Source organism: Coriobacteriia bacterium, assembly GCA_030652115.1.
Classification (GTDB): Bacteria; Actinomycetota; Coriobacteriia; order Anaerosomatales; family Anaerosomataceae; genus UBA6100.
This window is the reverse complement of the sequence record JAUSBK010000007.1, coordinates 1-26,387: the sequence shown is the minus strand read 5'-3', so window position 1 is coordinate 26,387 and position 26,387 is coordinate 1. Positions and strand designations below refer to the sequence as shown.

General features: G+C 65.5%; 18 protein-coding genes. 4 read left to right on the top strand and 14 right to left on the bottom strand.

The features are described from left to right. Positions 1-119: 119 nt before the first annotated feature. The 5 genes from Q7W51_04155 to leuC form a co-directional block, all read right to left on the bottom strand. Complete coding sequence (locus tag Q7W51_04155; protein MDO8847561.1) at positions 120-869, bottom strand: cytochrome c3 family protein; 750 nt, start codon at positions 867-869, stop codon at positions 120-122. A 160-nt stretch (positions 870-1,029) separates the two neighbouring features. Then, on the bottom strand, positions 1,030-2,103 hold the full coding sequence (locus Q7W51_04150; protein ID MDO8847560.1) for an NHL repeat-containing protein: 1,074 nt from the start codon (positions 2,101-2,103) through the stop codon (positions 1,030-1,032). A gap of 22 nt (positions 2,104-2,125) precedes the next feature. Further along, positions 2,126-2,863: a tetratricopeptide repeat protein gene (locus Q7W51_04145; GenBank protein ID MDO8847559.1), complete on the bottom strand. Its 738-nt coding sequence runs from the start codon at positions 2,861-2,863 to the stop codon at positions 2,126-2,128. 90 nt (positions 2,864-2,953) lie between these two features. Then, a complete protein-coding gene (gene leuD / locus Q7W51_04140) occupies positions 2,954-3,445 on the bottom strand; it encodes a 3-isopropylmalate dehydratase small subunit (GenBank protein ID MDO8847558.1) in 492 nt (163 codons plus the stop codon). A gap of 50 nt (positions 3,446-3,495) precedes the next feature. Continuing rightward, on the bottom strand, positions 3,496-4,764 hold the full coding sequence (gene leuC / locus Q7W51_04135; GenBank protein MDO8847557.1) for a 3-isopropylmalate dehydratase large subunit: 1,269 nt from the start codon (positions 4,762-4,764) through the stop codon (positions 3,496-3,498). A 168-nt stretch (positions 4,765-4,932) separates the two neighbouring features. Between leuC and Q7W51_04130 the strand changes: the two genes are divergently transcribed. Beyond that, complete coding sequence (locus Q7W51_04130) at positions 4,933-5,163, top strand: hypothetical protein (protein ID MDO8847556.1); 231 nt, start codon at positions 4,933-4,935, stop codon at positions 5,161-5,163. Then, positions 5,160-5,579 (top strand): putative toxin-antitoxin system toxin component, PIN family, encoded by a 420-nt coding sequence (locus Q7W51_04125; GenBank protein MDO8847555.1) that lies wholly within the window; start codon positions 5,160-5,162, stop codon positions 5,577-5,579. Before Q7W51_04130 ends, Q7W51_04125 begins: the two co-directional genes overlap by 4 nt. On the opposite strand, the gene Q7W51_04120 is transcribed toward Q7W51_04125, so the two are convergent. Then, positions 5,576-7,138, bottom strand: a complete 1,563-nt coding sequence (locus tag Q7W51_04120) for a 2-isopropylmalate synthase (GenBank protein ID MDO8847554.1) — start codon at positions 7,136-7,138, stop codon at positions 5,576-5,578. The genes Q7W51_04125 and Q7W51_04120 overlap by 4 nt on opposite strands. Positions 7,139-7,391: 253 nt before the next feature. Between Q7W51_04120 and Q7W51_04115 the strand changes: the two genes are divergently transcribed. Next, positions 7,392-7,799: a response regulator gene (locus Q7W51_04115; protein ID MDO8847553.1), complete on the top strand. Its 408-nt coding sequence runs from the start codon at positions 7,392-7,394 to the stop codon at positions 7,797-7,799. Between the two features lie 13 nt (positions 7,800-7,812). Here Q7W51_04115 and Q7W51_04110 read toward each other — a convergent pair whose 3' ends face one another. The 7 genes from Q7W51_04110 to ilvD all read right to left on the bottom strand — a co-directional run bounded on the left by Q7W51_04110 (position 7,813) and on the right by ilvD (position 19,215). Continuing rightward, positions 7,813-11,256 (bottom strand): PAS domain S-box protein, encoded by a 3,444-nt coding sequence (locus tag Q7W51_04110; protein MDO8847552.1) that lies wholly within the window; start codon positions 11,254-11,256, stop codon positions 7,813-7,815. Positions 11,257-11,350: 94 nt separating this feature from the next. Then, positions 11,351-12,934 (bottom strand): phosphoglycerate dehydrogenase, encoded by a 1,584-nt coding sequence (gene serA / locus Q7W51_04105; GenBank protein ID MDO8847551.1) that lies wholly within the window; start codon positions 12,932-12,934, stop codon positions 11,351-11,353. 5 nt (positions 12,935-12,939) lie between these two features. After that, the gene (locus tag Q7W51_04100; GenBank protein MDO8847550.1) at positions 12,940-14,085 is read right to left on the bottom strand and encodes an alanine--glyoxylate aminotransferase family protein; all 1,146 of its coding nucleotides are present in this window, start codon (positions 14,083-14,085) and stop codon (positions 12,940-12,942) included. A 148-nt stretch (positions 14,086-14,233) separates the two neighbouring features. Then, positions 14,234-15,226: a ketol-acid reductoisomerase gene (gene ilvC / locus Q7W51_04095; protein ID MDO8847549.1), complete on the bottom strand. Its 993-nt coding sequence runs from the start codon at positions 15,224-15,226 to the stop codon at positions 14,234-14,236. A 56-nt stretch (positions 15,227-15,282) separates the two neighbouring features. Further along, positions 15,283-15,768: an acetolactate synthase small subunit gene (gene ilvN, locus Q7W51_04090; protein ID MDO8847548.1), complete on the bottom strand. Its 486-nt coding sequence runs from the start codon at positions 15,766-15,768 to the stop codon at positions 15,283-15,285. Beyond that, positions 15,768-17,519, bottom strand: a complete 1,752-nt coding sequence (gene ilvB, locus Q7W51_04085) for a biosynthetic-type acetolactate synthase large subunit (GenBank protein MDO8847547.1) — start codon at positions 17,517-17,519, stop codon at positions 15,768-15,770. The genes ilvN and ilvB overlap by 1 nt, the downstream gene beginning before the upstream one ends. A gap of 28 nt (positions 17,520-17,547) precedes the next feature. Further along, positions 17,548-19,215, bottom strand: a complete 1,668-nt coding sequence (ilvD, locus tag Q7W51_04080) for a dihydroxy-acid dehydratase (protein ID MDO8847546.1) — start codon at positions 19,213-19,215, stop codon at positions 17,548-17,550. A gap of 436 nt (positions 19,216-19,651) precedes the next feature. Between ilvD and Q7W51_04075 the strand changes: the two genes are divergently transcribed. Then, complete coding sequence (locus tag Q7W51_04075; GenBank protein ID MDO8847545.1) at positions 19,652-20,731, top strand: acetoin utilization protein AcuC; 1,080 nt, start codon at positions 19,652-19,654, stop codon at positions 20,729-20,731. 75 nt (positions 20,732-20,806) lie between these two features. On the opposite strand, the gene Q7W51_04070 is transcribed toward Q7W51_04075, so the two are convergent. Beyond that, entirely contained in the window at positions 20,807-26,161 is a 5,355-nt protein-coding gene (locus Q7W51_04070) for a carboxypeptidase regulatory-like domain-containing protein (protein ID MDO8847544.1), read from the bottom strand. Positions 26,162-26,387 lie beyond the last annotated feature (226 nt).

Sequence of the window (26,387 nt, the reverse complement as noted above, 5' to 3'; positions counted from 1 at the left end):
ACAGGACTTCGCCGACTTGGGTGTGCTCCGCGCATAGAACAGGCGCCGGGGGATTCCCCCCGGCGCCTGATCCATGCGGCAGGAAGCCAGGCTTCATGCGCAGTCCCGAACATCAACTACTAGTACGAGACACCGACCGTCGCGCCGTGGCACAGACGGCACTCAGCATCAAGCGCATCCGCGGCCGATCCGGCCGTCAGAAGCTTGTACTCGCCAGAGTGCGGGAAGTCCGTCACGTCAACGTGACAGTTGATGCAGTTCTCGCTCGTCACGCCCGCGTCAGCGTCATCAGCCGTGATGTCGCCATTGCGAATGTACGAATCGCCCACGGCCACCATAACGTGCGTGTTGGTGTCCGCGATCACGCCCAGGGTCAGGCGACCGTCGTTCTCATCGTGGCAACGGAGGCAGAAGTCGTTGTCGTCATCCTCGGTCACGAGAGCGTACCCCGTGCCAGCGCCGGCACCGTGCGGTGCGGCGTTGTGACAGTCAAGGCAGCCAAGAACCGCGTCGGCGCCCAGCATGCCAGCGGTGTTGCTGCTGTCCGGCAGGGTGGCAAGTGCGCCGCCGATCACGTGCGCATCCGTAGCGCCGGTGTAGACGTTCGGCGCAGCGGTAAGGGTCACGTGACAGGTGCTGCAACCGGTGCTCACGTTGTTATCGATAAACAGTTTGTAGTTTGCGTTACCGTGAACGTCGTGGCACACCTTGCAGGCGTTGGTCGTGGCGGCGTAGCCGCTGTGAACGGTGTCAACGCCGTCCCACTGCGAGATACCAGCAACACCCTCGGTGTTACCGGCGAACGCCACGCCCGACATGGTGGCGAGCATGGCCAGAGCCAGAACTGCAACAAGAATCATTCTCTTCATATTCTTGCACCTCCTTTCGCGAGTGGATTTGTGGCAACCGGAACGAGTCCGGTGTATCACCCGGCTAATCACCCGATTAATCCCCTAGCCAATCACCTAGTTAATCGGCAGAAGTGTTCCCCTGCTAAAGAGTAGCCACCCTGAACATGAACGTCAATTATCATTCGCCGATCGTCGTGGTGCCTTCAACGGACTCCCCGGGCGTCATCACGGCATCTCCCACCGCATTCAAACGCACCCCCAGCAGACGGTTGTTGGCCTGATCCGCGATCACGAAGAGGTCCTCCTCCATGTGGTCGAGCGTGGAGGGGTTGTAGAACTGATTGTCGAGCGACCCCTTCTCGCCCAGAGGCTCCCCGATCATGTTGCCATTCACATCGAACACGCGGATGGAGCAGTTCAGCATGTCGATCACGAAGGCCGTCCCGTCGGAGTCGAGCGCGATGCCAACGGGTGAGGCCAGTATCCGGCGGTTTTGCGCTTCTTGCGTGGTGGCGGCGCGCCCGAAGATCCACACGGGCTCAAGATCGGGCGAGAGCGCAACGACCCGGTAGTTGTTCGTGTCTGCAATGAGGATCGTGCCGTCATCGGTCACCGTCACGCCTACCGGATAGGACAGCTGATCGAGACCGCGGCCGAACGTGCCCCACCGTCCCACTTCCGTGCCCTGCCTGTCGTAGATGTGGAGCGTCCCCTTGGACAGCACGTACACGAGCCCGTTCTTCACGCACAGGTACCGTGGCGCCATCGCGGGAATCTCGCGCAGCTTCGTGCCGTCCTCGTCGAACACGACCACAGCCGCCTTCGGCTCGCATGCAATGTACACGTCACCGTTGTCGTCCACGTCGATCCCCAGGGGGCGCACGACCTTGAACTCGGACAGGGTATCCCTCGGAACGCTCGAATCGTCCTGCACGAACACGCGCCCGTTCGAGCCATCGGCGTCAAAGACCACCACGGTGTCCTCGGTGGGCATGGTCGCGTAGATCCGGTTGTCGCCGTCGTAAGCCACTCCAACGGGCGTGACCATGTTGGTCTGCACGCCCTCGCTGTTCGTATACGCGTACGCGCCAAACTCGAACTCGACACCCGCCACATCCGCTTCAACGACGGCTCGCTCGGGAGAGGTGCTCAGCGACTGGTAGATCCAGAGCAGACCGCAGAGCAAGACCACGAGAAGCAGCAATACTGCAATCAGGAAGACCCGGGACTTGCGTGAACGCGCCTCTGACATCGTCGGTTCCTTCTGTTTGTGATTACTGCACTTCGGACTGGACGCGTTCCAGTGCTTCAACGGCCTCAGCATCATCAGGGATGTACTTGACCGCCTCTTGCAGCTGGGCCAACGCAAGATCGTACTCGCCCTGCGCCTCATAGATGGCCGCGATCTCCACGCGCAGGGTGGCCGCTGAAGGCTCCAGCGCGATGGCCTTCAGCCAGTAGTCCAGCGCCTCGGCATCGTCACCGGCAGCCGCCGCGATCGTCCCGAGTGCGTAGTTCGCGTCGAACGACTCCTCGAAGTCCAGCGCTGCAAGGTAGTGCTCTTCGGCCTTGGCGGCGTCTCCCATAGCGTCGTAGACGCGGGCATAGCCGATCTCCACATACGCGCCCAGGGTCGCGGTCGGCTCGAGGGAGCGCGCCCCGTCCAGGGTGGCCAGTGCATCGTCATAGAATCCGTACTGGAAGTACGCGTCGGCGAGCTGGATCTGCGCGTACACATCCGTGGGCTCCGCGTCGGCCGCTGTTCGGGCCTGCGAGATCGCGGCGTTGGCAGCGGTACTCGGCGCCTCGCCCTCGCGGGGAATCTCGCGGATGACGAACACCAGCGCGCCGGCTATCGCGAGCACAACAACGATGATCGCAACCACGAGCAGTCTGTCGGCGCCTGACCGGGCTCGGCCGGACCTCCTGCCCGCGCGTGATGGATCCGTCCCGGAATCCACGACTTCCGGCGTATCCGCGCCGTCTAGTGGTACACGTGGCTCTTCAGTCATGCTTTGGTCTCTCTCCCGCTCCGGTCCACACGCCCGTGTGAAAGCATTCAGTCAGTCTAGCGTAAGAGCGCAGGCCCGGAGGCCGCTGCCCTACCCGACCCTCTTCTTCGCGGCCTCCACGAGGCCGCCTGTCTCGATGATGTCCTTGATGAACGGCGGGAAAGGCTGTGCCGTGAACGTCACGCCGGTCGTCTCGTTGGTGATCACGCCGGCATCGGCGTCTACGGTGACCTTGTCACCCGCGCTGATGCCGTCCACCGCTTCCGGGCACTCCATGATCGGCAGCCCGGTGTTGATGGCGTTGCGATAGAAGATGCGCGCAAAGCTCTTGGCGATCACGACCGAGATGCCCGCGTGCTTGATGGCGATCGGCGCGTGCTCGCGGCTTGAACCGCACCCGAAGTTCTCCTCGGCCACGAGGATGTCGCCCGCCTGCACCTTACCGATGAACCCCGCGTCGAGGTCCTCCATGCAGTGGAGCGCCAGTTCGTCGGGGTCAGAGGTGTTGAGGTAGCGCGCCGGGATGATGACATCGGTATCGATGTCTCGCCCGTAGCGATGTGCGGTTCCGGTGAACTTCATCTCGGAGGGCCCTCCTCGTGATGGTCGCTGCAACTCAGGTGCCAGGGGTTCTACCCAAGATCCTCCGGCAGGCCGATGTGGCCGAGCACGGCGCTCGCCGCCGCCACGGCCGGCCCGGTGAGGTAGACCTCGCTCTTCGGGTCGCCCATGCGGCCAACGAAGTTGCGGTTGGTGGTGGCCACCGCGCGCTCCCCCGCCGCGAGGATGCCCATGTGCCCGCCGAGGCACGGCCCGCAGGTGGGCGTTGAGACTGCAGCGCCGGCGTCCATGAAGATGTCGGTGAGGCCGCTGTGCATCATGTCGCGGAACACCTGCTGCGTGGCCGGGATCACGATGAGCCGCACGTTCGGGTGCACCTTGTGGCCCTTGATCACCGCGGCAGCCTCGGCCATGTCCTCATACCGTCCGTTAGTGCACGAACCGATCACGACCTGGTCGATCGTCACGTCGCGGGCCTCGGACACCGGCCGCGTGTTGCTGGGCAGGTGCGGGAAGGCGACCGTGGGCACGATCGTGGCGGCGTCGATCTCGTAGACCTCCGCGTACTCGGCGTTCGCGTCTGAGAAGTACTCGGTCCACGGACGCTCGGTGCGGCCCTCCATGTAGGCGCGGGTGACATCGTCCACGGCGATGATGCCGCTCTTGCCGCCCGCTTCGATGGCCATGTTGCAGATCGTCATGCGGCCGGCCATGGGAAGCGCCGCGATCGTGTCGCCGGTGAACTCCATGGCCTGGTAGAGCGCGCCGTCCACGCCGATCATCCCGATGATGTGCAGGATGATGTCCTTGGCGCCCACGCCGGGCTTGAGCTCGCCGTTGATGCTGAACTTGAGGCTCTCGGGCACCTTGAACCAGGCCCGTCCGGTGGCCATTCCCACCGCGGCGTCGGTGGAGCCCACGCCGGTCGCGAACGCGCCGAGCGCACCGTAGGTGCAGGTGTGGCTGTCGGCGCCGATGATCACGTCGCCCGCGCCCACCACGCCCTGCTCGGGCAGCAGCGCGTGCTCCACGCCCATGCAGCCCACCTCGTAGTAGTGGGTGATCTCCTGGGCGCGCGCGAACACGCGCATCATCTTGGCCTGCTCGGCGCTCTTGATGTCTTTGTTGGGGGTGTAGTGGTCGGGCACCAGCGCGATCTTGGCCGGGTCCCACACGCGCTCCACGCCGATCTTGGCGTACTCCTTGATGGCGATGGGCGCGGTCACGTCATTGGCGAGCACGAGATCGAGATCGCACTCGATGAGCTGCCCGGGGGCGACCTCTTCGAGGCCCGCGTGGGCGGCGAGTATCTTCTCGGTGATGGTCATCGGTCGGGGCATGGGTTCTCCATCCAACGAGCGTGAAGCCGGTTAGGGCATTCTACGCGAACGGGGCAGTACGTGCCACGTTGCAGGCGCAGCCGTCACGCACTCTCCACAGGTCGGTCCGCCGTTCATGTGCGTGTTGTACCTCTTGATGGAATGATGGCATGACGCTATCCTGAATGCATGGCAAAGACCAAGACAACCGTGTACCTCGACGAAGACGTCCTCCGCGGCGCCCGGGTCATGGCCGCTCGCAGCGGCAAACGCGACTACGAGGTGGTGGAGGAGGCGCTCCGGGCCTATCTCGGCATGGACGTGCTCGACCGCGCCTGGACTTCCGCTGACATGACCGAGGACGATGCGCTGAGACTCGCCGTCGAGGAGGTTCACCGCTTCCGCTCCGGCACCTCGTGATCCGCGCCGTTCTCGACACCAATGTGCTCGTCGCCGCACTCCTCTCTCGCACCGGCGCGCCCGCCCGACTCATGCGTGACCTCGAAGACGGACTGTTCGATGCAATCGTCTGTGCACGCCTGCTCGCCGAACTCCGTGGAGTCCTCCAGCGGCCCAAGATCGCACGGCACATCGATGACGCCACCGCGCAGGAGTTCGTCGCATGGCTCGAGCGCATCGCGGTGGTCGTTCCCGACCCGGAGGCAGTCGCCCGAATCTCGCCCGATCCAGACGACGACTACCTCATCGCACTCACCCGCATAGGGCGTGCGCAGGCGATCGTGTCGGGTGATGCCCATCTACTCGGCATCGCCGGTCTGGAGCCACGGGCGCTCTCGCCTGCGCAGTTCGCCGCTCTGGTGGAAGGGCTGGGCTAGACCTCGTCCGGTACGCTCGGCGCTTCGGCGGCCACGAGCAGCCGGTTCAGCGCGTTCACGTACGCCTTCGCGCTCGACACGATGATGTCCGGGTGCGCGCCGCGGCCGGTGAACGTGCGACCGTCCTCGCTCTTCACGCGGATGGTCACCTCGCCCACCGCGTCGATGCCGCGCGTGACGCTCTGCACGCTGAACTCGGTGAGATCGTTGGGCTCCTGCACGATGCGGTTGATGGCCTTGTAGACCGCGTCCACCGGGCCGTTGCCGTGACTGGAGTCGATGAAACTGGTGCCGTCCCGGTCGATGAGCTCCACGGTGGCCGTGGGGATGCCCGGATCGCCGCAGCTTACGTGCACCTGCTCGAGGTGGTAGACCTCGCCCACCATGCGCTCGGCCTCGCCCACGAGCGCCTCGAGATCCTCGTCGTAGACTTCCTTCTTCTTGTCGGCGAGTTCGAGGAACGCCTGGTGCATGGTCTCGAACTCGTCGTCCTCCATCACGTAGCCGAGTTCGGCCAGGCGGTGCCGAAGCGCCGCACGACCGCTGCGCGCGCTGAGCACGATCGACGAGCCGCCCGCACCTACGTCGGCCGGGTCGATGATCTCGTAGGTGGAGCGCTCCTTGAGCACGCCGTCCTGGTGGATGCCGCTTGAGTGCGCGAACGCGTTGGCGCCCACGATCGCCTTGTTGGGCTGAACGAGGATGCCGGTGATGCTCGAGACCAGCCGCGACGCACGCACGAACTCCTTCGTGTTGATCCGCGAATCCACGCCGAAGACGTCGGGGCGCATCTTGAGCGCCATCACGACCTCTTCCATCGCGGTGTTGCCCGCACGCTCGCCCAGACCATTGATGGTGCACTCGATCTGCCGCGCACCCGCCCGCACACCTGCAAGCGCATTGGCCGTGGCCATGCCGAGGTCGTTGTGGCAGTGGATGGAGATCGTGACGTTCTCGATGCCCTTCACGCGCTCGCCGAGCGCAGCGATGAGCTCGCCGAAGACCTCGGGATAGCTGTAGCCGGTGGTGTCCGGGATGTTCACGACGGTGGCTCCAGCCGCCACGACCGCCTCGATCATCCGGCACAGGAAGTCGCGGTCGGCGCGCGCCGCGTCCTCGGCGTAGAACTCCACGTCCTCCACGAAGCTCCGCGCGAGCTTGACTGCCGCCACGCCGCGCTCGATGGCCACGTCGCGGCTGATGTGGAGCTTGTCGTTGAGGTGACTGTCCGAAGCGCCGATGCCGGTGTGGATGCGCGGCCGGGCCGCGCCCCTGAGCGCCTCGGCGGCGCGCTCGATATCGGCGGGGATGGCGCGAGAGAGAGCGCAGACGGTCGCGGCGTCGCCCACCTCGGCGGCCACGCGACGCACGCTCTCGAAGTCACCGGGACTCGAGATCGGGAAGCCGGCCTCGATCACGTCCACGCCGAGGCGGACAAGCTGGCGGGCGATCTCGAGCTTCTCGGCGGTGTTCATGCTCGCGCCCGGGCTCTGCTCGCCGTCGCGCAGCGTGGTGTCGAAGATGAAGACCCTATCGGGGGTCGGAGATGAACTGCTCACGGGATGCTCCTTGCGAATCGAACGCGGGTACGGGCGGGTTCGCCGGCGCGAGAACCGTCGCTAGACGGCGGCCGGCTGCATAAGTCGTCCGATGGTACCCAGAAGCATGTGAGCTGGTGCGTTCATGCGGGGAGTATAGCGCAGGGCGCATCGAGCGCCTACCCGCGATGGGCTGCGGAACCAGCCGGGGGGTATATACGGGGGACCAGCCGAACACAACCGCGCAGCCGGCGGCGCGCAAGGAGCAGAGATAATGGGCGGCCTTCTCGACGGTGTCACCTTCCTTATCGCCGAGGACAATCCCCCGTCACTCCGGCTCGTCATGACGCTCGTCACCCTGGCGGGTGGAACCCCCACTGGCGTGGTCAACGGCAACGAAGCTGTCGAGGCCGCAGCGGCCGGGCAGTTCGACATCGTGCTCATGGATGTGAAGATGCCGCTTGTGGACGGGCTCGAAGCCACCCGCGCCATCCGGGACCGCGAGAAAGACACGGGCGATCACCTGTTCATCGTCGGCGTCACTGCACACGCAATGGCCGAGCACGTGAGCGATTGTCACGAGGCAGGGATGGACGCGGTGATAACCAAGCCGCTCGATCCGGTGGGCTTCGCGCAGGCGATTCGAGACCTGCTTGATGCCGGCTGTCCCGCGCAGCAGTAGGAGCAGTGCGCCCCTACCCGGCCGCCGGTAGCACGAGCGTGAAGACCGAGCCCTCACCCAGGGCGCTCTCCGCCCGGATTGAGCCTCCGAGCAGCCGCGCGTATTCGAGTGAGAGCGCCAAACCGAGCCCGGTTCCCTCCGCCTTCTCTGCGCCTGTTTGTTCGAGCCGGAAGAACGGCTCGAAGAGCCGAGGAAGGTCCTCCTCGGCGATCCCCGGCCCGGTGTCACGAACCGCGATCTCAGCGCCGCCTTCCGAGGTTGATGACACGCTGACCGTGATCTCTCCGTCGTCCGTGAACTTGATGGCGTTTCCGATGAGGTTCATCAGAATCTGCTTCATCTTTCGCTCGTCGGTCGTGAGGCTGATCGGCTCGTCGGGGCGCTCGAACACGATAGCGAGCTTCTTCTCGTCCGCGAGTGCCTTCAGTGTCTCGACCACCTTCGAGGCGGTGTCCGTCGGGTCACACAGCGCAAGGACCACGTCCATGCGCCCCGCCTCCACCTTGGAGATATCAAGCACCGCATTGATGAGCGTGAGAAGGTGTCGCCCCGCACTGTAGATGAGATCGGTTTGCAGGTGCTGCGCGGGTGTGAGCTCGCCGCTCATGCCCTGGCTGAGCAGCCCCGAGAAGCCGATGATCGAGTTCATCGGCGTCCTCAGCTCATGGCTCATGTTGGCGAGGAACCGGCTCTTGGCCTTGGTGGCCTCCTCCAGACGCTCGTTGGTCTCCTCGAGCTCGTGCGTCCTCTCAGCCACGAGCTCCTCGAGGTGATCGCGGTGTTGCTTCAGTTCGGCCTCGGCGAGCTTCTGGTCCGTGATGTCCTGGAAGCCCCCATGGACCGCTACTATCTGACCCGCTTCGTCGCGGACGGCGACTCCGTTGGTCCTCACCCATACGCGCTTGCCGTTCGCAGTGAGGATCTGCATCTCCTCGTCGTAGGGCACGCCCTCGGTGACGCACGCGGTGAACACCTCGGTTATCCGATCACGGTACTCGGGAGCGTAGAAGGCGATCCCTTCATCGACCGAGGGCGCAAAGCCCTCGGGCACCTCATGGATGCGCGCTACCACCGGTGACCAGTACATCTCCCCCGAGCCAAGGTCGACTCGCCACGCGCCAAAGTTGGCGAGGCTCCCGGCTGTGCGGAGTAGTTCATCGCTCGCCTTCAGCGCCTGCTCGGTGCGTTTGTGTTGAGCGATTTCCCACGCAACGTCTGCCAGGTAGGAAACCACGCGAACGTCGTCTTCTGTGTACTCCTCCGCCCTGTTGCCCACGCCGACGACTGCCACTACCCGGTCGCCGCGCATCACGGGAACGAGGATCTCCCGCACCAGAGGAGCGTGACCCTCCGGAAGGCCGTGCCTGTCGGTGAGAGACTCATAGTCGTTGTGCACAACGACTCTTCGTTGGCGGATGCAGTCTGCCCAGACGCCGGCTTCGTCGAGACTGTAGTGCAGTCCGCCGCCTTCGGCCGTGCAGTACTGCTCAAGCGTGCTCGTGGACCACGCCTGCAAGGAAAGCGTCGTCTGGTCGGACTCCACGAAGTGGAAGAAGCCAATCGGGCTAGCCACCAGCTCGGTCACACGATCCAGCGCCTCGCGCAGCAGCTCGTCGAGCGTGTGATCGCGCTCGAACTCGAGTAGTCCCGTTCTGATTCGCTCGACCGCGTCGTTCCGAACGCGCTCGGTGGCATCGCGCACGAACACCAGCGCGCCGCCCTCTCCTTCGTACGTGATCGGTACCGCCGAGACCTCGACATGGACCGGACTGCCGTCCAGCCGAATGTGGACCTGGTCGGTGGCCTTCTGCGGTTCACGACGCACACTGAGGGCTTCGATTCGCCCCATGACCATTTCGTGGAAGTCCGGGTGGAACCTCTCGAAAACGGGAGCTCCAAGGAGCTCGTCGGGTGACTGAGCGCCATACAAGCGCCACGCGGCCTCGTTGAGGTAGGCGAAGCGCATGTTGGTTTGCACGAAGATCGCGTCCGGCGCGCCCTCCACGAGCAGGCGAAAGCGCTTTTCGCTATCTTCGAGCGCCCGGCGCGCCTCCCGCTCCTGTGTCTGGTCCCTGAACACCAACACGGCACCGGTTATCTCGCCGTTCTCGTTCCTGACCGGCGCGCCGCTGTCCGCGATCGCCGTCTTCGTGCCATGGCGTGATTGCAGGACCGTATGATTCGCCAAGCCCACTACGATGCCCTCGCGCAGCACGCGCATAACGGGATCCTCGACCTTGGCGCGGGTGTACTCGTTGAAGAGTGCAAAGACGTTGAGCAGGGGCTCGCCTCTTGCCTCTGCGAGGGACCAGCCCGTGAGTTCCTCGGCGATCGGGTTCATGAACTCGATCCTGGAGTTGGTGTCGCACAAGATGACCCCGTCGCCGATGCTTGCTAGCGTGACTGCGAGGCGCTCGTCCGCCTCCCGTCTCGCGCGCTCGGTGTCGAGCAGCCGTGCGAGACGCCCGGCGTTCAGGCGTTGCCAAACGTAGGTGAGCGTTCCCAGTAGGCTGAGCACCATCAAGACCACAACGACGATGATGTACCGGGAGCGGACGGTCCACGCGTCAAAGGCCTCCTCCGAGTCGATCTTCGCCACCATGAACCACCCTGAGGCCGGGACGCGCGCGAGGTAAGCGAGCACGGGCTCGCCCCGGTAGTCCACGCCCTCGAACGTCCCGGTGCGGCCGAGGACGGCCTGCACTGCGGGAACGTCAGTTGCGGACAACGGCTCGCGCAGGGAGAGCGCGCTGTCATCGCGGTGACGTATGTCGTTGATGTAGAGCGCATCCTCGCCGTCACGGCGAACGAGCAGCGTCTCCGCGGTGCGGCTTTCACGTGTCCATCGACTGAGCACAGGGAAGAGGAAGTCCTCCGCATCGGTACTGAGCACGATGGCGGCAAGATACTCGCCTGTCTCGGAATCGAAGAGCGGCGCGACCACATCGAGATCCGGGGTCGTGTCCGTCTCGGTCCGGTATACGTCGGTCAGCACGGCCGTGCGACTTGAACCCGCGATTCTCACGGTCTCGCGCACTTCGTCGGCGATGCTCTCGCGCTCTTCGCCCACCTGCGCGAGAATCTCGCCCTCTGGCGAGACGAGCAGCGCCGAGCGATAGCGGTCTCCGAAGAGTTGCGACTCGAGCGCCCGCTTGAGTGCCAGTAGGCCCTCGGGCGAGGGGCTAGCGAGCCATTCATGTGCGATGCCGCGCATCCCGGGACCCTGGGTCGCCCTGGCGCCATCCGCAAGCCGGTCCTCGCGCCACTGCACGATCTGATCAACTTTGAGAATGGCTATGGACTCGAGATCCCGCTGCGCCTGGTCCCGCAACTCGCTCGACTGCCGGGTGTAGAACGCGGCGCCTGCACTCAGGATCACGAGGGTTCCCGCGATCGCGATGGTGGCAAGCCAGGTTGCAGGAACGCTCACCCGGCCCGGATCTGAGGCTCTTCGCATGACCGCTTCATACCCTGATGAGTGCTTCGTGTAGCGCGGACACGCAAGGGCCGGGGAACCGCCCCCGGCCCTTGCGTGTCCTGAGAGCCGTTGCCTACAGCTCGATGTTCCAGGCCTCGGACACCTCGGCCTTGGCGTTGATGCGCTCCATGAGCGCGTCGGGGATCGCCGTGTCCACGTTGATGCCCATGAGCGCCGTGCCACCCTCGCCCGTGCGGCCCACTTGCATCGACGCGATGTTGATCTCGTTTTCGCCGAGTGCGGTACCCACCTTGCCCACGACGCCGGGCACGTCCGAGTACTCCATGAACAGCATGTGCGCCGACGGCGCCATGTCGATCGCGAACTCGTTGAACACCACGAGGCGCGGCTCGTTCTTCTTGCCGATGAGCGTGGCGCCCAGCTTGAACTCGCGGTCGCCGGCCTTGGCCACAACGACCATCAGGCTCACGTAGTCCATGCTCTCAACGCGCTTGTTCTCGGTGACCGAGATCCCGCGCTGCTCGGCATAGTGGTTCGCGTTCACGAAGTTCACCGCGTCCTGGCCCACCACGGTGAGCAGACCCTTGAGCATCGCGGTCTTGAGGATGCGGGTGTCCTGGTCGGCGAGATGACCGATGAAGTGAACCTCGATCTGCGAGACCGGGCCCCGTGCGATCTGGCCGATACCGGTGCCGAGCGCCTCGGCCACCGGCACGTACGGCCCCACGGCCTCCATCACTTCCGGCGGCACCGGCGCGATATTCACGGCCGTCTCCACCATGTCGCCACGCAGCCCGGCGGCGATGAGCTCGGCGATCTGGTCGCCGGCACGGTCCTGAGCCTCCTCGGTGGACGCGCCAAGGTGCGGCGTGAGCACGACGTTCTCCAGCTCGTGGAGCGGCGACTCGGTGCACGGCTCGACCTCGAACACGTCGATGCCAGCCGAGGACACCTTGCCGCTCTTGAGCGCGTCCACGAGGGCGTCCATCTGGTAGATGCCGCCGCGGGCGGTGTTCACGAGCCGCACGCCGTCCTTCATCTTGCCGAACTGCTCGGCGCCGAACATGCCGATGGTCTCTTTCGTTTTCGGCAGGTGCACCGTGAGGAAGTCGGCCAGCGGCAGGAGCTCGTCGATCGTCGGGTAGAGCGTCACGCCAAGCGACGCGGCGCGCTCCTCGCTCGTATAGGGGTCGTAGCCGATGAGCTTCATCCCCAGCCCGCGGGCGCGCTCTGCCACGAGCGTGCCGATGCGGCCGAGGCCCACGATGGCGAGCGTCTTCTCGTACACCTCGGTACCGGTGAACTTGGAGCGCTCCCACTTGCCCTGCTTCATGCTGGCGTTCGCCTGCGCGGTGTTGCGCGCGGTGGCGAGCATCAGCGTGATGGTCTGCTCGGCGGCCGACACGATGTTGGAGGTCGGTGCGTTGCACACGATCACGCCGCGCTCGGTGGCCGCGGCCACGTCCACATTGTCGATGCCCACGCCGGCGCGACCGATGATCTTGAGCTTGCCGCCGGCCTCGATGATCGGGCGGGTGGCCTTGGTGGCCGAGCGCACGATCATGGCGTCGTACTCCGCGATGATCGCCACCAGCTCGTCCTCGGAGAGCCCCGTCTTGACGTCTACCTCGTAGCCGTCGGCACGGAGCTTCTCGATGCCGCTGTCGCTGATCTTGTCTGCTACCAGTACCTTCATCGTGTCTACTCCCCCATGAAGACGGCTTCGGCGGCAACGATTCCCGCGCCGCGCTCGAACTCGTAGCCCAGCTCGGCGAGCGTCATCTCGAGGCCCGCAAGCGTGGTGATGATGTCGAACTCGCCGAAGTAGCCGAGGTGCCCCACGCGGAAGATCTTGCCCGCGTAGTCGTCCTGGCCGCCGGCGATGGTGATGCCGTACTTGTTCTTGAGGATGCTCACGATCTTCTTGCCGTCCACGCCCTCCGGAACCCACACGGGCGTGACCGCGCTGCCGCGACCTTCGGCCGGCGCGAAGAGCGTGAGGCCGAGCGCCTCGCAGCCCTTGCGGGTGGCCTCGGCGAGCTTGGCGTGACGGGCGATGGTGTTCTCGAGGCCCTCGTCCATGATCATCTGAAGCGAGACCACGAGACCGAGCACGAGCGAGACGGCCGGGGTGAACGGCGTGGTGTCGTTGGCGATGTTCTTCTTGTACTTCATGAAGTCGAAGTAGAACTTCGGCAGCGTGGAGCGCTCGTAGGCCTTCCAAGCCTTCTCGCTCACGGTGCAGGCGGCAAGGCCCGGCGGGAGCATGAGACCCTTCTGCGAGCCGGTCATCACGATATCGAGACCCCACTCGTCGGTCTTGCAGTCCACTGCGCCGATGCCCGTGATGCTGTCCACGATGAGCAGGCAGTCGGGGTACTCGGCCACGATCGCGCCGATGGCCTTCACGTCGTTCAGTACGCCCGAGGAGGTCTCGGACTGCGTGACGATCACGCCGCGCACGCCCGGGTTCTCCTCGAGGGCCGTGGCCACGTCGGCCGGGTCCACTACGCTCGTCCACTCGTACTTGAGGTCGATGATGTTGAGGCCGTAGACCTCGGCGATGTTCTTCTGGCGATCGCCGAACTTGCCGTTGCGGCACACGACCACGGTGTCACCCGCGCAGAAGCTGTTGGCGATCGCAGCCTCCATCACGCCGGTGCCCGAACTTGCGAACAGCAGCACGTCGCCCTCGGTCTGGAAGACGTACTTCAAGCCCTCGATAGCCTGCTTGAAGGCCGCCGAGAAGTCGGGCGTGCGGTGGTGGATGATCGGTGCGGCCTGCGTGAGCAGCACCTCGGCGGGTACCGGCGTGGGGCCCGGCGTCATCAGGTACTTCTTCTGCATCGTTCAACTTCCTCTCAGGGGTACTATCCTCGCCGGCCCCGGCATGAGACGGCGTTTCGTACCGTGCGGCCGTGCATGAGCGGCAGTAGTCCGCTCGATGCACGGCGTGACGCAGACGTGCGAGCCTACGGCTCGCATCGCTGCGTCACTACTTCTTGATCCAGGCGAACATCGAACGCATCTCGGCGCCCACCTCTTCGATCAGGTGCTCGGATTGGATGCGACGCATCGCCTTGAAGCCTGGCTGCCCCGCGCGGTTCTCGAGGATCCAGTTGCGTGCGAACGTGCCGTTCTGGATCTCCCAGAGCACCTCGGCCATCGTCTCGCGCGTCTCGTCGGTGACGATGCGCGGGCCGGTCACGTAATCGCCGTACTCGGCGGTGTTGCTGATCGAGTCCCGCATCTTGGCCATGCCGCCCTCGTACATCAGGTCGACGATGAGCTTCACTTCGTGCATGCACTCGAAGTACGCGATCTCGGGCTGGTAGCCGGCCTCCACAAGCGTCTCGAAGCCCGCCTGCACGAGATGCGTGAGGCCGCCGCACAGCACGGCCTGCTCGCCGAAGAGGTCGGTCTCGGTCTCCTCGGCAAAGGTGGTCTCGATCACGGCCGCACGCGCGCCGCCGATGCCCATCGCCCACGAAAGCGCGATGTCCTTCGCCTTGCCACTCGCGTCCTGGTGGACGGCGATGAGGCACGGCACGCCCGAGCCCTCGGTGAACACACGGCGCACCATGTGGCCGGGGCCCTTGGGGGCGATCATGATGACGTCCACGCCTTCGGGTGCCTCGATCTGCGCAAAGTGGATGTTGAAGCCATGCGCGAACGCGAGCACCTTGCCTGCGATCATCGACTCGTGGATCTCCGCGTAGTAGATGTGCGCGGTGGTCTCGTCCGGCGTGAGCATCATCACGATGTCGGCTTCCTGCGCCGCCTCGCGCGGCGTCATGACCTTGAGTCCGGCCTCCTTGGCCTTCTCCCAGCTGCTGGAGCCGGCGCGCAAACCCACGCGCACGTCGCAGCCGCTGTCGTGCAGGTTGAGCGCGTGCGCATGACCCTGCGAGCCGTAGCCGATGACCGCGATCTTGCGGTCACGGACGAGCGACAGGTCGCAGTCCTTCTCGTAGTAGACGGTTGCCATTCTGTCTTCCTCCTCCTCGCGCCCGAGCGGGCGCCCTTGCTGACCTATACGAGCCCCTATGCGTCGCGGCTCCCGCGCGCCAGGGCGATCTTGCCGGTCCGAGCGAGTTCCTTGATGCCGTACGCGCGCAGCAGGTCTTCCATGGCTGCAAGCTTGTCGCTCGTGCCGGTGGCCTCGATCGTGAGCGAGTTCTTGCCCACGTCCACGATCTTGGCGCGGAAGACGTTCGCGATCTCGATGATCTCGTGCCGCCGCTCGGGAGCGGCGTTCACCTTGTAGAGCACGAGCTCGCGGTCGATCATGTCCTTCGGATCCAGGTCCTGGATCTTGATCACGTTGATGAGCTTATGAAGCTGCTTGGTGACCTGTTCGATGGCCACCTCATCGGCTGCCACCACGATGGTCATGCGCGAGAGCGTGGGGTCCTCGGTCTCGCCCACCGCGAGCGAGTCGATGTTGAAGCCGCGCCTCGCAAACAGCGACGCCACGCGCGTGAGCACGCCGGGCTTGTTCTCCACGAGCACCGAGAGTGTGTGCTTCATTACTCCCACACCTCCTCGAGGAACTCCTCGGCATCCAACATGTCGGAGACGGGGCCTCCCGGGATTCCACCGAGCATCTCATCGATCGAACCGCCGGGCGCCACCATCGGGAACACGTTCTCTTCGCGCTCCACGCGGACGTCAACGATCGCCGGGCCGTCGTAGGCGAACGCCGCGATCAGAGCCTCATCGAGCTCGGCCGGCGTGGTGGCCCGCACGCCGAATGCGCCGTACGCCTCGGCGAGCTTCACAAAGTCGGGGCAGTCCTGCGGCAACGTGGAGCTCGAGTAGCGCTTGTCGTAGAAGAGCTCCTGCCACTGACGCACCATGCCGAGGTAGCCGTTGTTCAGGATGACGACCTTGACCGGCAGCTTGTTGATGGCCGCCGTAGCGAGTTCCTGGCTGTTCATCTGAATGGAGCCGTCGCCGGCGATGTCGATCACGAGGTAGTCTGGCCGGCCGAGCTGCGCGCCGATGGCGGCCGGAAGGCCAAAGCCCATCGTGCCGAGGCCGCCGGAGGACGCCCACGTCCGCGGTTCGCGGATCTTCAAGTACTGGCAGGACCACATCTGGTTCTGGCCCACCTCGGTGCAGTACACGGTGGGGCGGTCCTTCGTGAGCTCGCGGACGCGCTCGACCGCATACTCGGGCATGATCGACGTCTCGGAGGCGTGGTAGTGGAACGGGTACCGCGTCCGCCAGTCATCGATGACGCGCATCCACGCCTCCGTGCGCGGCTCGGCGTTCATCTTGCGCAGCTCGGAGATGATGCCAACTAGAACGGACTTCGCGTCTCCCACGATCGGCAGGTCCACGCTGCGGTTCTTGCCGATCTCCGCCGGGTCGATGTCGGCATGGATGACCTTGGCCTTGTTCGCGAAGGTGGCAAGCTTGCCGGTCACGCGGTCGTCGAAGCGCACGCCGATGCCGAAGAGCAGGTCGGTCTCGGTGATCGCGTAGTTGGTGAACTTGCCGCCGTGCATGCCCGGCATGCCCACGAAGAGGTGGTGGTCCTCCGGGAACGCGCCTTTGCCCATGAGCGTGGTCACCACAGGAAGCTGCATCAGCTCGGCAAGCTCCTTGAGCTCCCTGGCCGCGTTGCTCGAGAGCACGCCACCGCCCACGTACAGAAGCGGCTTGCGCGCCTTGGAGATCAGCGTAGCAGCGTCTTTGATCTGCTTGGCGTGGCCCTTGATGGTGGGCTTGTAGCCGGGCAGGTTCACGCGCTCGGGATACTTGAACATGATCTCGCCGCGCGAGATGTCCACCGGCAGGTCGATCAGCACCGGTCCGGGACGACCGGTCGAGGCGATGTGGAACGCCTCGGCCATCACCTCGGGCACGTCGGCCGGGTCGTCGAGCAGGTAGTTGTGCTTTGTGATCGGGATGGTGATGCCCGTGATGTCGGTCTCCTGGAACGCGTCGGTGCCGAGGACATGCGTGGCCACCTGGCCGGTGATCACCACCAGCGGCACCGAGTCCATGTAGGCGTTCGCGATGCCGGTGACCGTGTTGGCCGCCCCCGGCCCGCTCGTGACGATCACGACGCCGGGCTTGCCGGTCACGCGCGCGTACGCATCCGCCGCGTGCGTGGCACCCTGCTCGTGCCGGGTGAGGATCACGCGGATCGACGGCGCCTCGTACAGCGCGTCAAAGAGCGGCAGAACCACACCGCCGGGGTAGCCGAATACGACCTCGACACCCTCGGCTTCGAGCGACTTGACGATGGCCTGTGCTGCGGTCACTTTCATGCGTTCACCTCCTGGTCGTCTCGCGTGCTCACGATTCCAGCACCGCGCCCTTGTCCGCGCTCGTGACGAAGTGCGCGTAGCGGGCGAGATAGCCGGTCTTCACCTTGGGTTCCGGGGCCGTCCACGCGCGGGCGCGCATGGCGAGGTACTCGTCGGTCACCTCGAGGGTGAGCGTGCCCGCGTCGATGTCGATCGTGATGGTGTCGCCCTCCTCGATGAGCGCGATCGGTCCGCCCTCGGCGGCCTCGGGGCTTACGTGCCCGATCGAGGCGCCCGAAGTGGCGCCACTGAAGCGGCCGTCGGTGATGAGCGCCACGCTCTTGGCGAGGCCCATGCCCTTCACAGCCGAAGTCGGCGAGAGCATCTCGCGCATCCCCGGACCACCCTTTGGGCCCTCGTAGCGGATGACGATCACGTCGCCCTCGCGGATCTTCCCGCCGAGGATGGCGGCGCTCGCCTCCTCCTCGCTTTCGAAGATGCGCGCGGGGCCCGCGTGCTGGCGCATCTCGGGCGCGACCGCCGACTGCTTCACAACCGCGCCGCGCGGGGCGAGGTTGCCCTTGAGGACCCGCAGGCCGCCGACGGTGGCGTACGGGTCGTCGATGGTGCGGATGACCGCGCCGTCGGCTCCGGCGACGTGCTTGATCGTGTCGCCGATGGTGTGGCCTGTCACCGTGAGCGCATGCGTATCGATGAGGTCGCCCTTGGCGAGCTCGGCCATGATGGCCGGGATGCCACCCGCGAAGTAGAGGTCCTCGATGTGATAGTCGCTCGCCGGCGAAACGCGCACGAGGTTGGGCGTGCGCGCGGAGACTGCCTGCCAGTCGTCGAGCGTGATGGGTTCGCCGGCCTCGGCAGCGATCGCGGTGAGGTGCAGCACCGTGTTCGAGGACCCGCCAAACGCCATGTCCACGGTCATCGCGTTGGTGATGGCCGCCTTCGTCATGATCTTCCGCGCGGTGATGCCTTGCTCGAGGAGCGCCATCACCTGCATGCCGGCGTACTTGGCCAGACGGATGCGTTCCGAGTAGACCGCGGGGACCGTTCCGTTGCCCGGAAGTCCCATGCCGATCGCCTCGGTGAGGCAGTTCATCGAGTTGGCTGTGAACATGCCGGCGCAGCTGCCGCACGTGGGGCACGCGTTGTTCTCCAAGTCGAGCAGCCGCTCGTCGCTCACTTCGCCCACTGCGTGCCCGCCCACGGCAGTGAACACCGTGTCGAGGTCGACGTGCTTACCCTCCCAGCGCCCCGCAAGCATCGGGCCGCCGGAGACCACGACAGTCGGCAGGTCGAGGCGAGCGGCGGCCATAAGCATGCCGGGGATGATCTTGTCGCAGTTGGGGATGAGCACCACCGCGTCGAAGGCGTGCGCCGACACGGCGATCTCCACCGAGTCCGCGATGACCTCACGGCTCGCGAGCGAGAACTTCATGCCCTCGTGGCCCATGGCGATACCGTCACATACACCGATGGTTGAGATCTCGAGGGGTGTGCCGCCGGCGATGCGGACGCCGGTCTTCACGGCTTCGGCCACACGGTCCATGCCCACGTGACCGGGGATGATGTCGTTGGCCGAGTTGATGACGGCCACGAGCGGGCGCGCGATCTCCTCATCGATGAGGCCGTCGGCCTTGAGGAGGCTGCGGTGGGGCGCCCGGACGGCGCCCTTCTTCATGCGGTCGCTGCGAAGCTCCATGCGCGTACCCCTGCCTCTTGGGGGCGGGGCGCCCGCTTGATGCCGCATGCAGCGCAGGAACGCACGGGGCGTGTGTGCCCGTGCGCTTGCGAGTGAGTTTCATGCGGCAGGTAACGGATGCCACCGACCCGTCTTACTGGTCCCGGCTCTCAGCGGAGGTCATCCGCGCGAGAGCACCGGGCACGTTCTTCCGGGTGGCTCAGGGGTGAGTTTCGAAGCGTCCCGCGTCGGGTTTCCACCGTCCCCGACTCTCTGCTGCTGGGATTGGCCCCTACTGATCCCCGTCAACGCCGATCGTGCTGTGTCATTGACAGGTTTCGCAGTATACGGGACGCGCTGCGGAGCCGCAAATCACCGGCGTTCGCCACCGGAGATGCAGCTGAAACGTTCACGCCACGCCCCAAGCGGGCATCTACTGCCCGAAGGGAGATGCGCCGTGGAAGTGGCCTTCGCCTACACGCACGAGCTCGACGCGTACGACCTCGGCCCCGAGCATCCGTTCCGGCCCGAGCGGGTATCGCTCGCCGTAGCGATGATGGAGGCGCACGGTCTCATCGCCGAAGGCGCGTTGCGGCCGATCCCCTTCGAGGCCGCGACCGCCGAGGACCTGTTGCGCGTCCACACCGAGGCGTACCTCGAGACCGTGGAACGCGCGTCCGGACCCGGCGGGCTCTGGCGCCCGCAGGCCGGCATCGGCCCGGGCGACACGCCGGCCTTCCCGGGGATGCACGATGCCGCTGCGCTCGTGTGCGGGGCCACCGCCGCCGCACTCGAAACCGTCACGAGCGGAGCATACATTCGGGCGTTCTCCCCCGCCGGAGGCCTCCACCACGCACACCGCGATTATGCCTCCGGGTTCTGCGTGTACAACGACGTCGCGGTGGCAATCGCAGCCGCGCTCGAGCGAGACCCCGCACTACGCGTGCTCTACGTGGACATCGACGCCCATCATGGCGACGGCGTTCAGGACATCTTCTACGAGGAACCCCGCGTACTCACGATCTCGCTCCACGAGACCGGCCGGTACCTCTTCCCCGGCACGGGTGGCATCGACGAACGCGGGTACGGACCCGGCCTCGGCAGCGCGCTCAACGTGCCGCTGCCACCGCTCGCCACCGACGAGTGCTACCTGCTCGCCTTCGATGAGGTGGTGACACCGGCCGCGCGCGCGTTCGGGCCGGACTTCATCGTGGCGCAGTGCGGCGTGGACGCGCACTGGAGCGACCCGCTCACCACACTCGGCGTGACGCTCGACGGATTCCGGAGCCTCTACGGGCGGATCGTGGCGCTCGCCGACGAACTGTGCGAAGGCCGGCTGCTCGCCACGGGCGGTGGCGGCTACTCCTGGCAGCGCATCGTGCCCAAGGCCTGGACGCTGCTCGCCGGTACGCTCACGGGTGTGGAGTTGCCCCCGGCGCTCGCCGAGGACCCGGGCGCCCCCGGGCGGCGGCCCGATGCCGCGCTGGAGACCACGCGCGAGGTTATCGAGGCGCTTCGCAACACGGGTGCGGTGTAAAGAGAAGCGCCCCCGCCGTAGTGGCGAGGGCGTCTCGAACGTCACCCGGAGGATGCGCCTCCCGGACTTTGCCGACTAGTTGCCCCAGACCTCGAACTCGTTGACCCGGTAGTTGGTGGAGTTCGCACTCGTGCAGTAGACGCGCACGTACCGCGCAGAGACCGACGGTATGGCGATCGTGTCGATGCCGCCGTTGCCCGACGTCGTCGTGAACTGCTGCGTCCAGTTCGAGCCGTCGTTCGATGTCTCGATGCGATACGACTTCGCGTAGTAGCTGGTCCAGTTCACCACCACGCTCGAGATGGTCTTCGCGGACCCGAGGTCGACGCGCAGCCATTGCGTACCGCCCGAGGATGACCGCCAGTATGTGCTCGTGCTTCCATCGATCGCCTTAGCAGCGCTATAGGAGCCGCTTGCCTGACTCGATGCCGAGGCCGTCCCGGTCCGGGCGAGGTTCGTGGCCGTCGGCACCGCCGCCAGCGTCACGTTCTTAGTGGCCGTGCCACCTGCCGTGATCGAAACCTGACCCGTCCACGAGGTGTAGCCGGTGGCGCTCACGGTCATCGTGTAGGTGCCGGCCGTGATGCCGGTGACCGAGTACACCCCGGTGCTCGACGTGGTCGCGGTCTTGCCCGCAACGCTTACTGTCGCACCGGAGATGGCAGCTCCAGCGGGGTTCTTGACCGTCCCACCGATGGCGCCGGTCGTCACCGGGACGGCCGAGAGCGTCACGTTCTGCGCGAGGGTGCCGCCCACGGTGATCGTCACGGAGCCCGACCACGAGGTGTAGCCGGCGGCGCTCACGGTCATCGTGTAGGTGCCCGCCGTGACATCGCTGACGGTGTAGACACCGGTGCTCGACGTGGTCGCCGTCTTGCCTGCGATGCTCACTGTCGCACCCGAGATGGCAGCACCAGAGGAGTTCTTGACCGTCCCGCTGATAGCGCCGGTCGTGACAACGATGTCAGCCGTAGGCCATGCCGGCGACACGGTGTTTTCGTGACTGTGGCAGCCCGCGTAGCAGTCGCTGTCGTCCCAACCACTCGTGGCGGAGTGGCTCGTGAGGCTGATGCCCGCAAGCCTCCGCGCCGCGTAGGGGGACGGGTCGCTCGTGTACGCCAGCAACCGCGGCAGACGCCAACCGTGCGGCATCTGCGTGTGGCAGTCGGTGCAGTACGCACCCTCGTGAGCGCCCTTGCCGTGGACCTCGTTCATATTGCTGTAGTTGGTGTTGTGGCACTTGTCGCAAATGACCGCGCCGGTCGAGGTGCCCACATAACCCCCCGTGTACGCAGGCGCAACCGGGCTGCTGTTGTAGTCGCTGAAGCTCGAGCTCCCGGCCAGCCGCTTGGTCTGCCAGTCGGCTGGATACCCCGGATCCATCTTCACCTGCATGGTCGCTCCATGCGGTCCCGCTGCGCCCGTGTACGCGTGACAGCTGTCGCACGACATCATGCTGCTCGCGGTCCAGCCCGACTTGAGGAAGCTGGTGGTCGACGGCAAGCTCCAGGTGTACGACCGGCCGCCCACTACGAACGACGAACGCATCCCCGGCAACTCGACACTCACGCGGTGAACGCTCGACATGCTCGGGTTGAACTCGTAGTTCTGCTTTCCGTGCAACCCCGGGTGGCATGTCTTGCACCGCAGATCGCCGGCGGCGATCGCCGCAACGACTGCGCTGTTCGTCGAATCGTGGCATGCCGCGCAGGCGTATCCGAGTGCGGAATGCTCGTCATCGAGATACATGGAATGGCAACCCTTGCAGCCGCTGGGGTTCACCGACGCCGCGTTGTGCGCCTCGTGATGATTCGTTCCGATGCTCGCGTGACAGCCCGCGGCCGTGCAAGTCGTTGTCGTAGCGCGAACGGACGGCGAGACGTGGCACGCCTTGCATCCGCTGCTCGTGGCCGAGTGGATCGCGTCCACGTTGGCGATGTCGTGGCAACCGGTGCCGCCGCAGCTTGCGGATGTCGAGAGGTGCTTGGTGTTCTTGTCACGGTGGTTGGTCGGGTGACACGAGCCGCACGTCTTGTCCCACGGCGCCGCGAATGCATCCACCTTGAGCTCATGGCACGACACGCACGTGACCGCCGGCGACACGGTGGCCAGGAAGTGCTCAGCCTTCATGTCCTTGTAGTGGCACTGGTTGCAGCCCGTCTGGGCCGACGCGTCGTGCGCCGCCACCGGATAGTGGGCCGGGTCGATCTGCGCGTACGTGCCGTGGCAGTACGTGCACTCCATCGACACGGTAGCCGGGTCCCAGTTGATGCGGCCGGCCGCCGCGTTGTGACACAGAGCGCAGTTGGTGTCGCCGCTGCCGTCCTTCTTGACATGGATGTCGAGCGCGTTCTGTGTCTCATGACAGGCTCTGCATGACTGGCTGGCTGTTGCCGTGTGAACCACCGCGATGTCGCCATGGATCTCGTGGCACGTCGAACAGTCTGCTGAAGCAGTCGCCCAGTCGATGCGACCCGCATTCGCGTTCAAGTGGCACAGGGCGCAGGTATCGGCGTACGACGGATACCGCGACAGGTACCTCGCGTGCTCCTCGGGTAGCGTCTTCAGGTGACAGCCGGATTGCTGGCAGCCGCTGCTCATGGTCGTGAAGTCGTGGGTGCTGTCCATTGCCGCGTGGTACGGCGCTACGGTGGTGTTGTGGCACGTGGTGCACTCGGCTGTCTTGGTCGAGGCATCGATCGTGCTGTTGTGGCAGGTTGCGCACGCTGCGTCGTGGATCGGCTCGAGCTGCGAGCCGTCCGCCAGCCGCTCGGTGTGGCAACGCGTGCAGGCCGCGCTCGCGGTGGCGGTATGCAGCCCCGGTAGTGTGGTGTGGTATCCATCGTCGTGACAGCCGCTGTCGGTGCAGTTCTTGGTGAGATCAGAGGCAAGCTGTGCCGGGCCCGTGTGGCAGCTCTTGCAGCCCATCCAGGGCAGACCACTGTGGATCGCGGAGACATCCGACTCGTGGCAGCCCGACGTGCTGCAGTCGGCGCGCGTGGATGCATGCCGCGTGGCTTCGTCATCATGGTTGTCCATGTGGCACTGATCGCAGTTCATGTTCCAGCCGGCCGCAATGATCGCTGAGTCCGACGGGTCGGTGTGGCACTCGATACACGCCACATCGACCTTCACGTGCTCGGACTTCAGGTCCATGTAGTGGCAGTCAACGCAGACGTCCGCGTGGACTGCGAGGTGCTTGTCCGCCGGGTAGTGGTTCGTGGCGGCCGGGTACTTGTCGTGGCACCCCTCGCAGTCCGAGGTGGACTTGTCCCACGTCATGTTGCCAGCAAGCGGATTGCGATGGCAGGTATTGCAGTTGTCCAGGGACCCGCCCGTGGGTTCGTATGCGTTGTGGGTCTCCACGACCCAGTCATCATGACAGCCGGCACAGTCCAGACTCTGGACCGAACTCGCCACGTGGCTCATCCGATCGTGCGGCGCACCGTGGCAATTCCAGCACGTCCCGTTGGTGGCCACGTCCCAGTCGATGCGGTCGGGGTCATCGTTCAGGTGGCAGAGCGAGCACGTGTCCTGGTACTGCGGATACTGCGTGCCCGGACCGATGAACTCCTCGTGCAGCGTGGCGACGTCCCGAACGTGGCACGCCGAACCTTCGCACGTACCCGAGGTACCCAGGCCGATGTGGAGCACGTTCATCGACGTGTGGAATGGCACGCCCCCGGCGTTATGGCACGTCTCGCACTCAGCTGTCATGTCAGCCGAGAGCTCGAATGTGGCGTTGTGGCAGACATCGCACGAAGTGTCTGGATCGCCAGCAGTCGCTGCGTGGACGAGCCGCACATCCGCCGAGTCGTGACAGCGCACGCAACCCTGGCTTGCCGTTGACGTGTGCAGCACTTCAACGTCGCCGTGAATCTCGTGACACGTCGAGCAGTCGGCCGAGGCCGTGTCCCAGTTGATGCTATCCGGGTCGGCATTCTTGTGGCAGAGCGCGCAGGTGGAGCTGTACGCCGGGTAGCGATCGAGATAGTCCGCATGCGCCTCGGGGAGCGTCTGGTCGTGACAGGACTTGCAGCTCTCACCCATGGCGGTGAATGTGTGCAGCCCGTCCATCTCGGCGTGATAGTCGGTACCCGCCGTTGCGTGGCAGCTCGAGCACTCGGCGGTGTGATCCGAGATCGCGCCGAGGCGCTCCGCCTGGTGGCAGGTGGCGCAGGTGGAGTGGACCGACGTCACGTCGATCGTGGTCTGGCCCTCGGCATGACAGACACCGCACTCGAGACTCGCAGCGCTCGAGGCATCATGCGCCGTCGAGTCGGTGTGGTAAGCGGCGTGGCAGGCCGAACAGCGCGTGTCGTTGGTCTCGGAGATCGCAGCCTGGACCACGTCTCCCCGCTCACCGTACGTGTAGCTGTGGCAGACGGCGCAACCGGTGACGTTCTTCAGACCGTCGGCGGTCTGCACCGGATAGGTCCCGTCGTGCTCTGAAACCAGGTCGTCCTCGTGGCAGTCGGCGCATTCGACCTCCGGACTGTCGACGAACGTCGAGGCATGGGCGCCGGAGAAGACCGGCCCATGGATCGCGTGACAGGAGTCGCAGGCCGTGGCGCCGTCCGCGATCGAACCCGTGACCGTTGAGTCGGATGAGCCGTGGCAGGTGTTGCATGTGAGCGCATTGCCCTCGCTGTCGTAACGCGGCCGGCGGCTCCAGAAGCCGATGGTCGCGTCCCAGCGGCCGTTATGCTCTTCGACGAGGTTCGAGGTGTGGCACATGGCGCAGTCACCCGTGGGCGCGCTGCCCGAGGTGCCATCGTAGTAGGAGTAGTAGTTCGTGTGCACGTTCGTGACTGGGTCGACCGTGAACAGCGGCGGCTGAGCCCAGTGGACCGAGTAGTGCGGGCTTGTGGGAGACACATCGGCGTGACAGTCGAAGCACGACGTGTCTCCTTCGGCGATCGCATCCTGCACCGCGACCCGCGTGCTGTCGTGGCAGCCAACACACCCGAACTCGGCGTTGCGCTGCGTGTGAACCGCGAAGAGGTCCGGGGTCTCGTGGCAGCCGGTGCCACTGCAACCGATGAGCGTGTCGGACTGGTGCGCCACCTCGTCGTAGTGCTCGTCGAAGGTGAAGTGGCAGACCGTGCAGTCGTTGGTAGCCGGTTCGCCGGTCTCGCCAGTGTGGCAGACGAGACAGGACGCGTCTCCCGTGTCGGGGTTCTCGGCGCCTGTGTGTATCAAGCCGAGCTCACTGCCAGCGTGGCAGCCGAGGCAGACCCCATTGCTTTCCGAAACCGCGTGCGCCACGGCCATCTCGAGATGCATCGGCGCACCGGAGGTGGCCGTGTGGCAGTCGGCTGTGGCGCAACTGCCGTTCCAGGGCTTGGCGGCGGCAGCGGGAGTCGGATGACACGCCGTGCAACCCTGGCCCGAGCTTGTCGACTCGGGCTTCTCGTGCTCGATCGTCATGCTCAACTCGTGGCAATCGGAGCACGCCACTCCACACACAGCGTCGTCTGTCGCCACATGCGGGGCCCCGTGGGTCTCATCGGCACTCGACGCGTGACAGCTGCCGCACTCGGGGATGAAGCCTCCTGTGCTGACCGCAGCGTAGTCGTGGCATGCGGGGTTGATGCAGGTGGAAGGCTCATAGGTTACGCCGGTAGGACCCGTGGCCTGCTTGGCCCCGACTGCC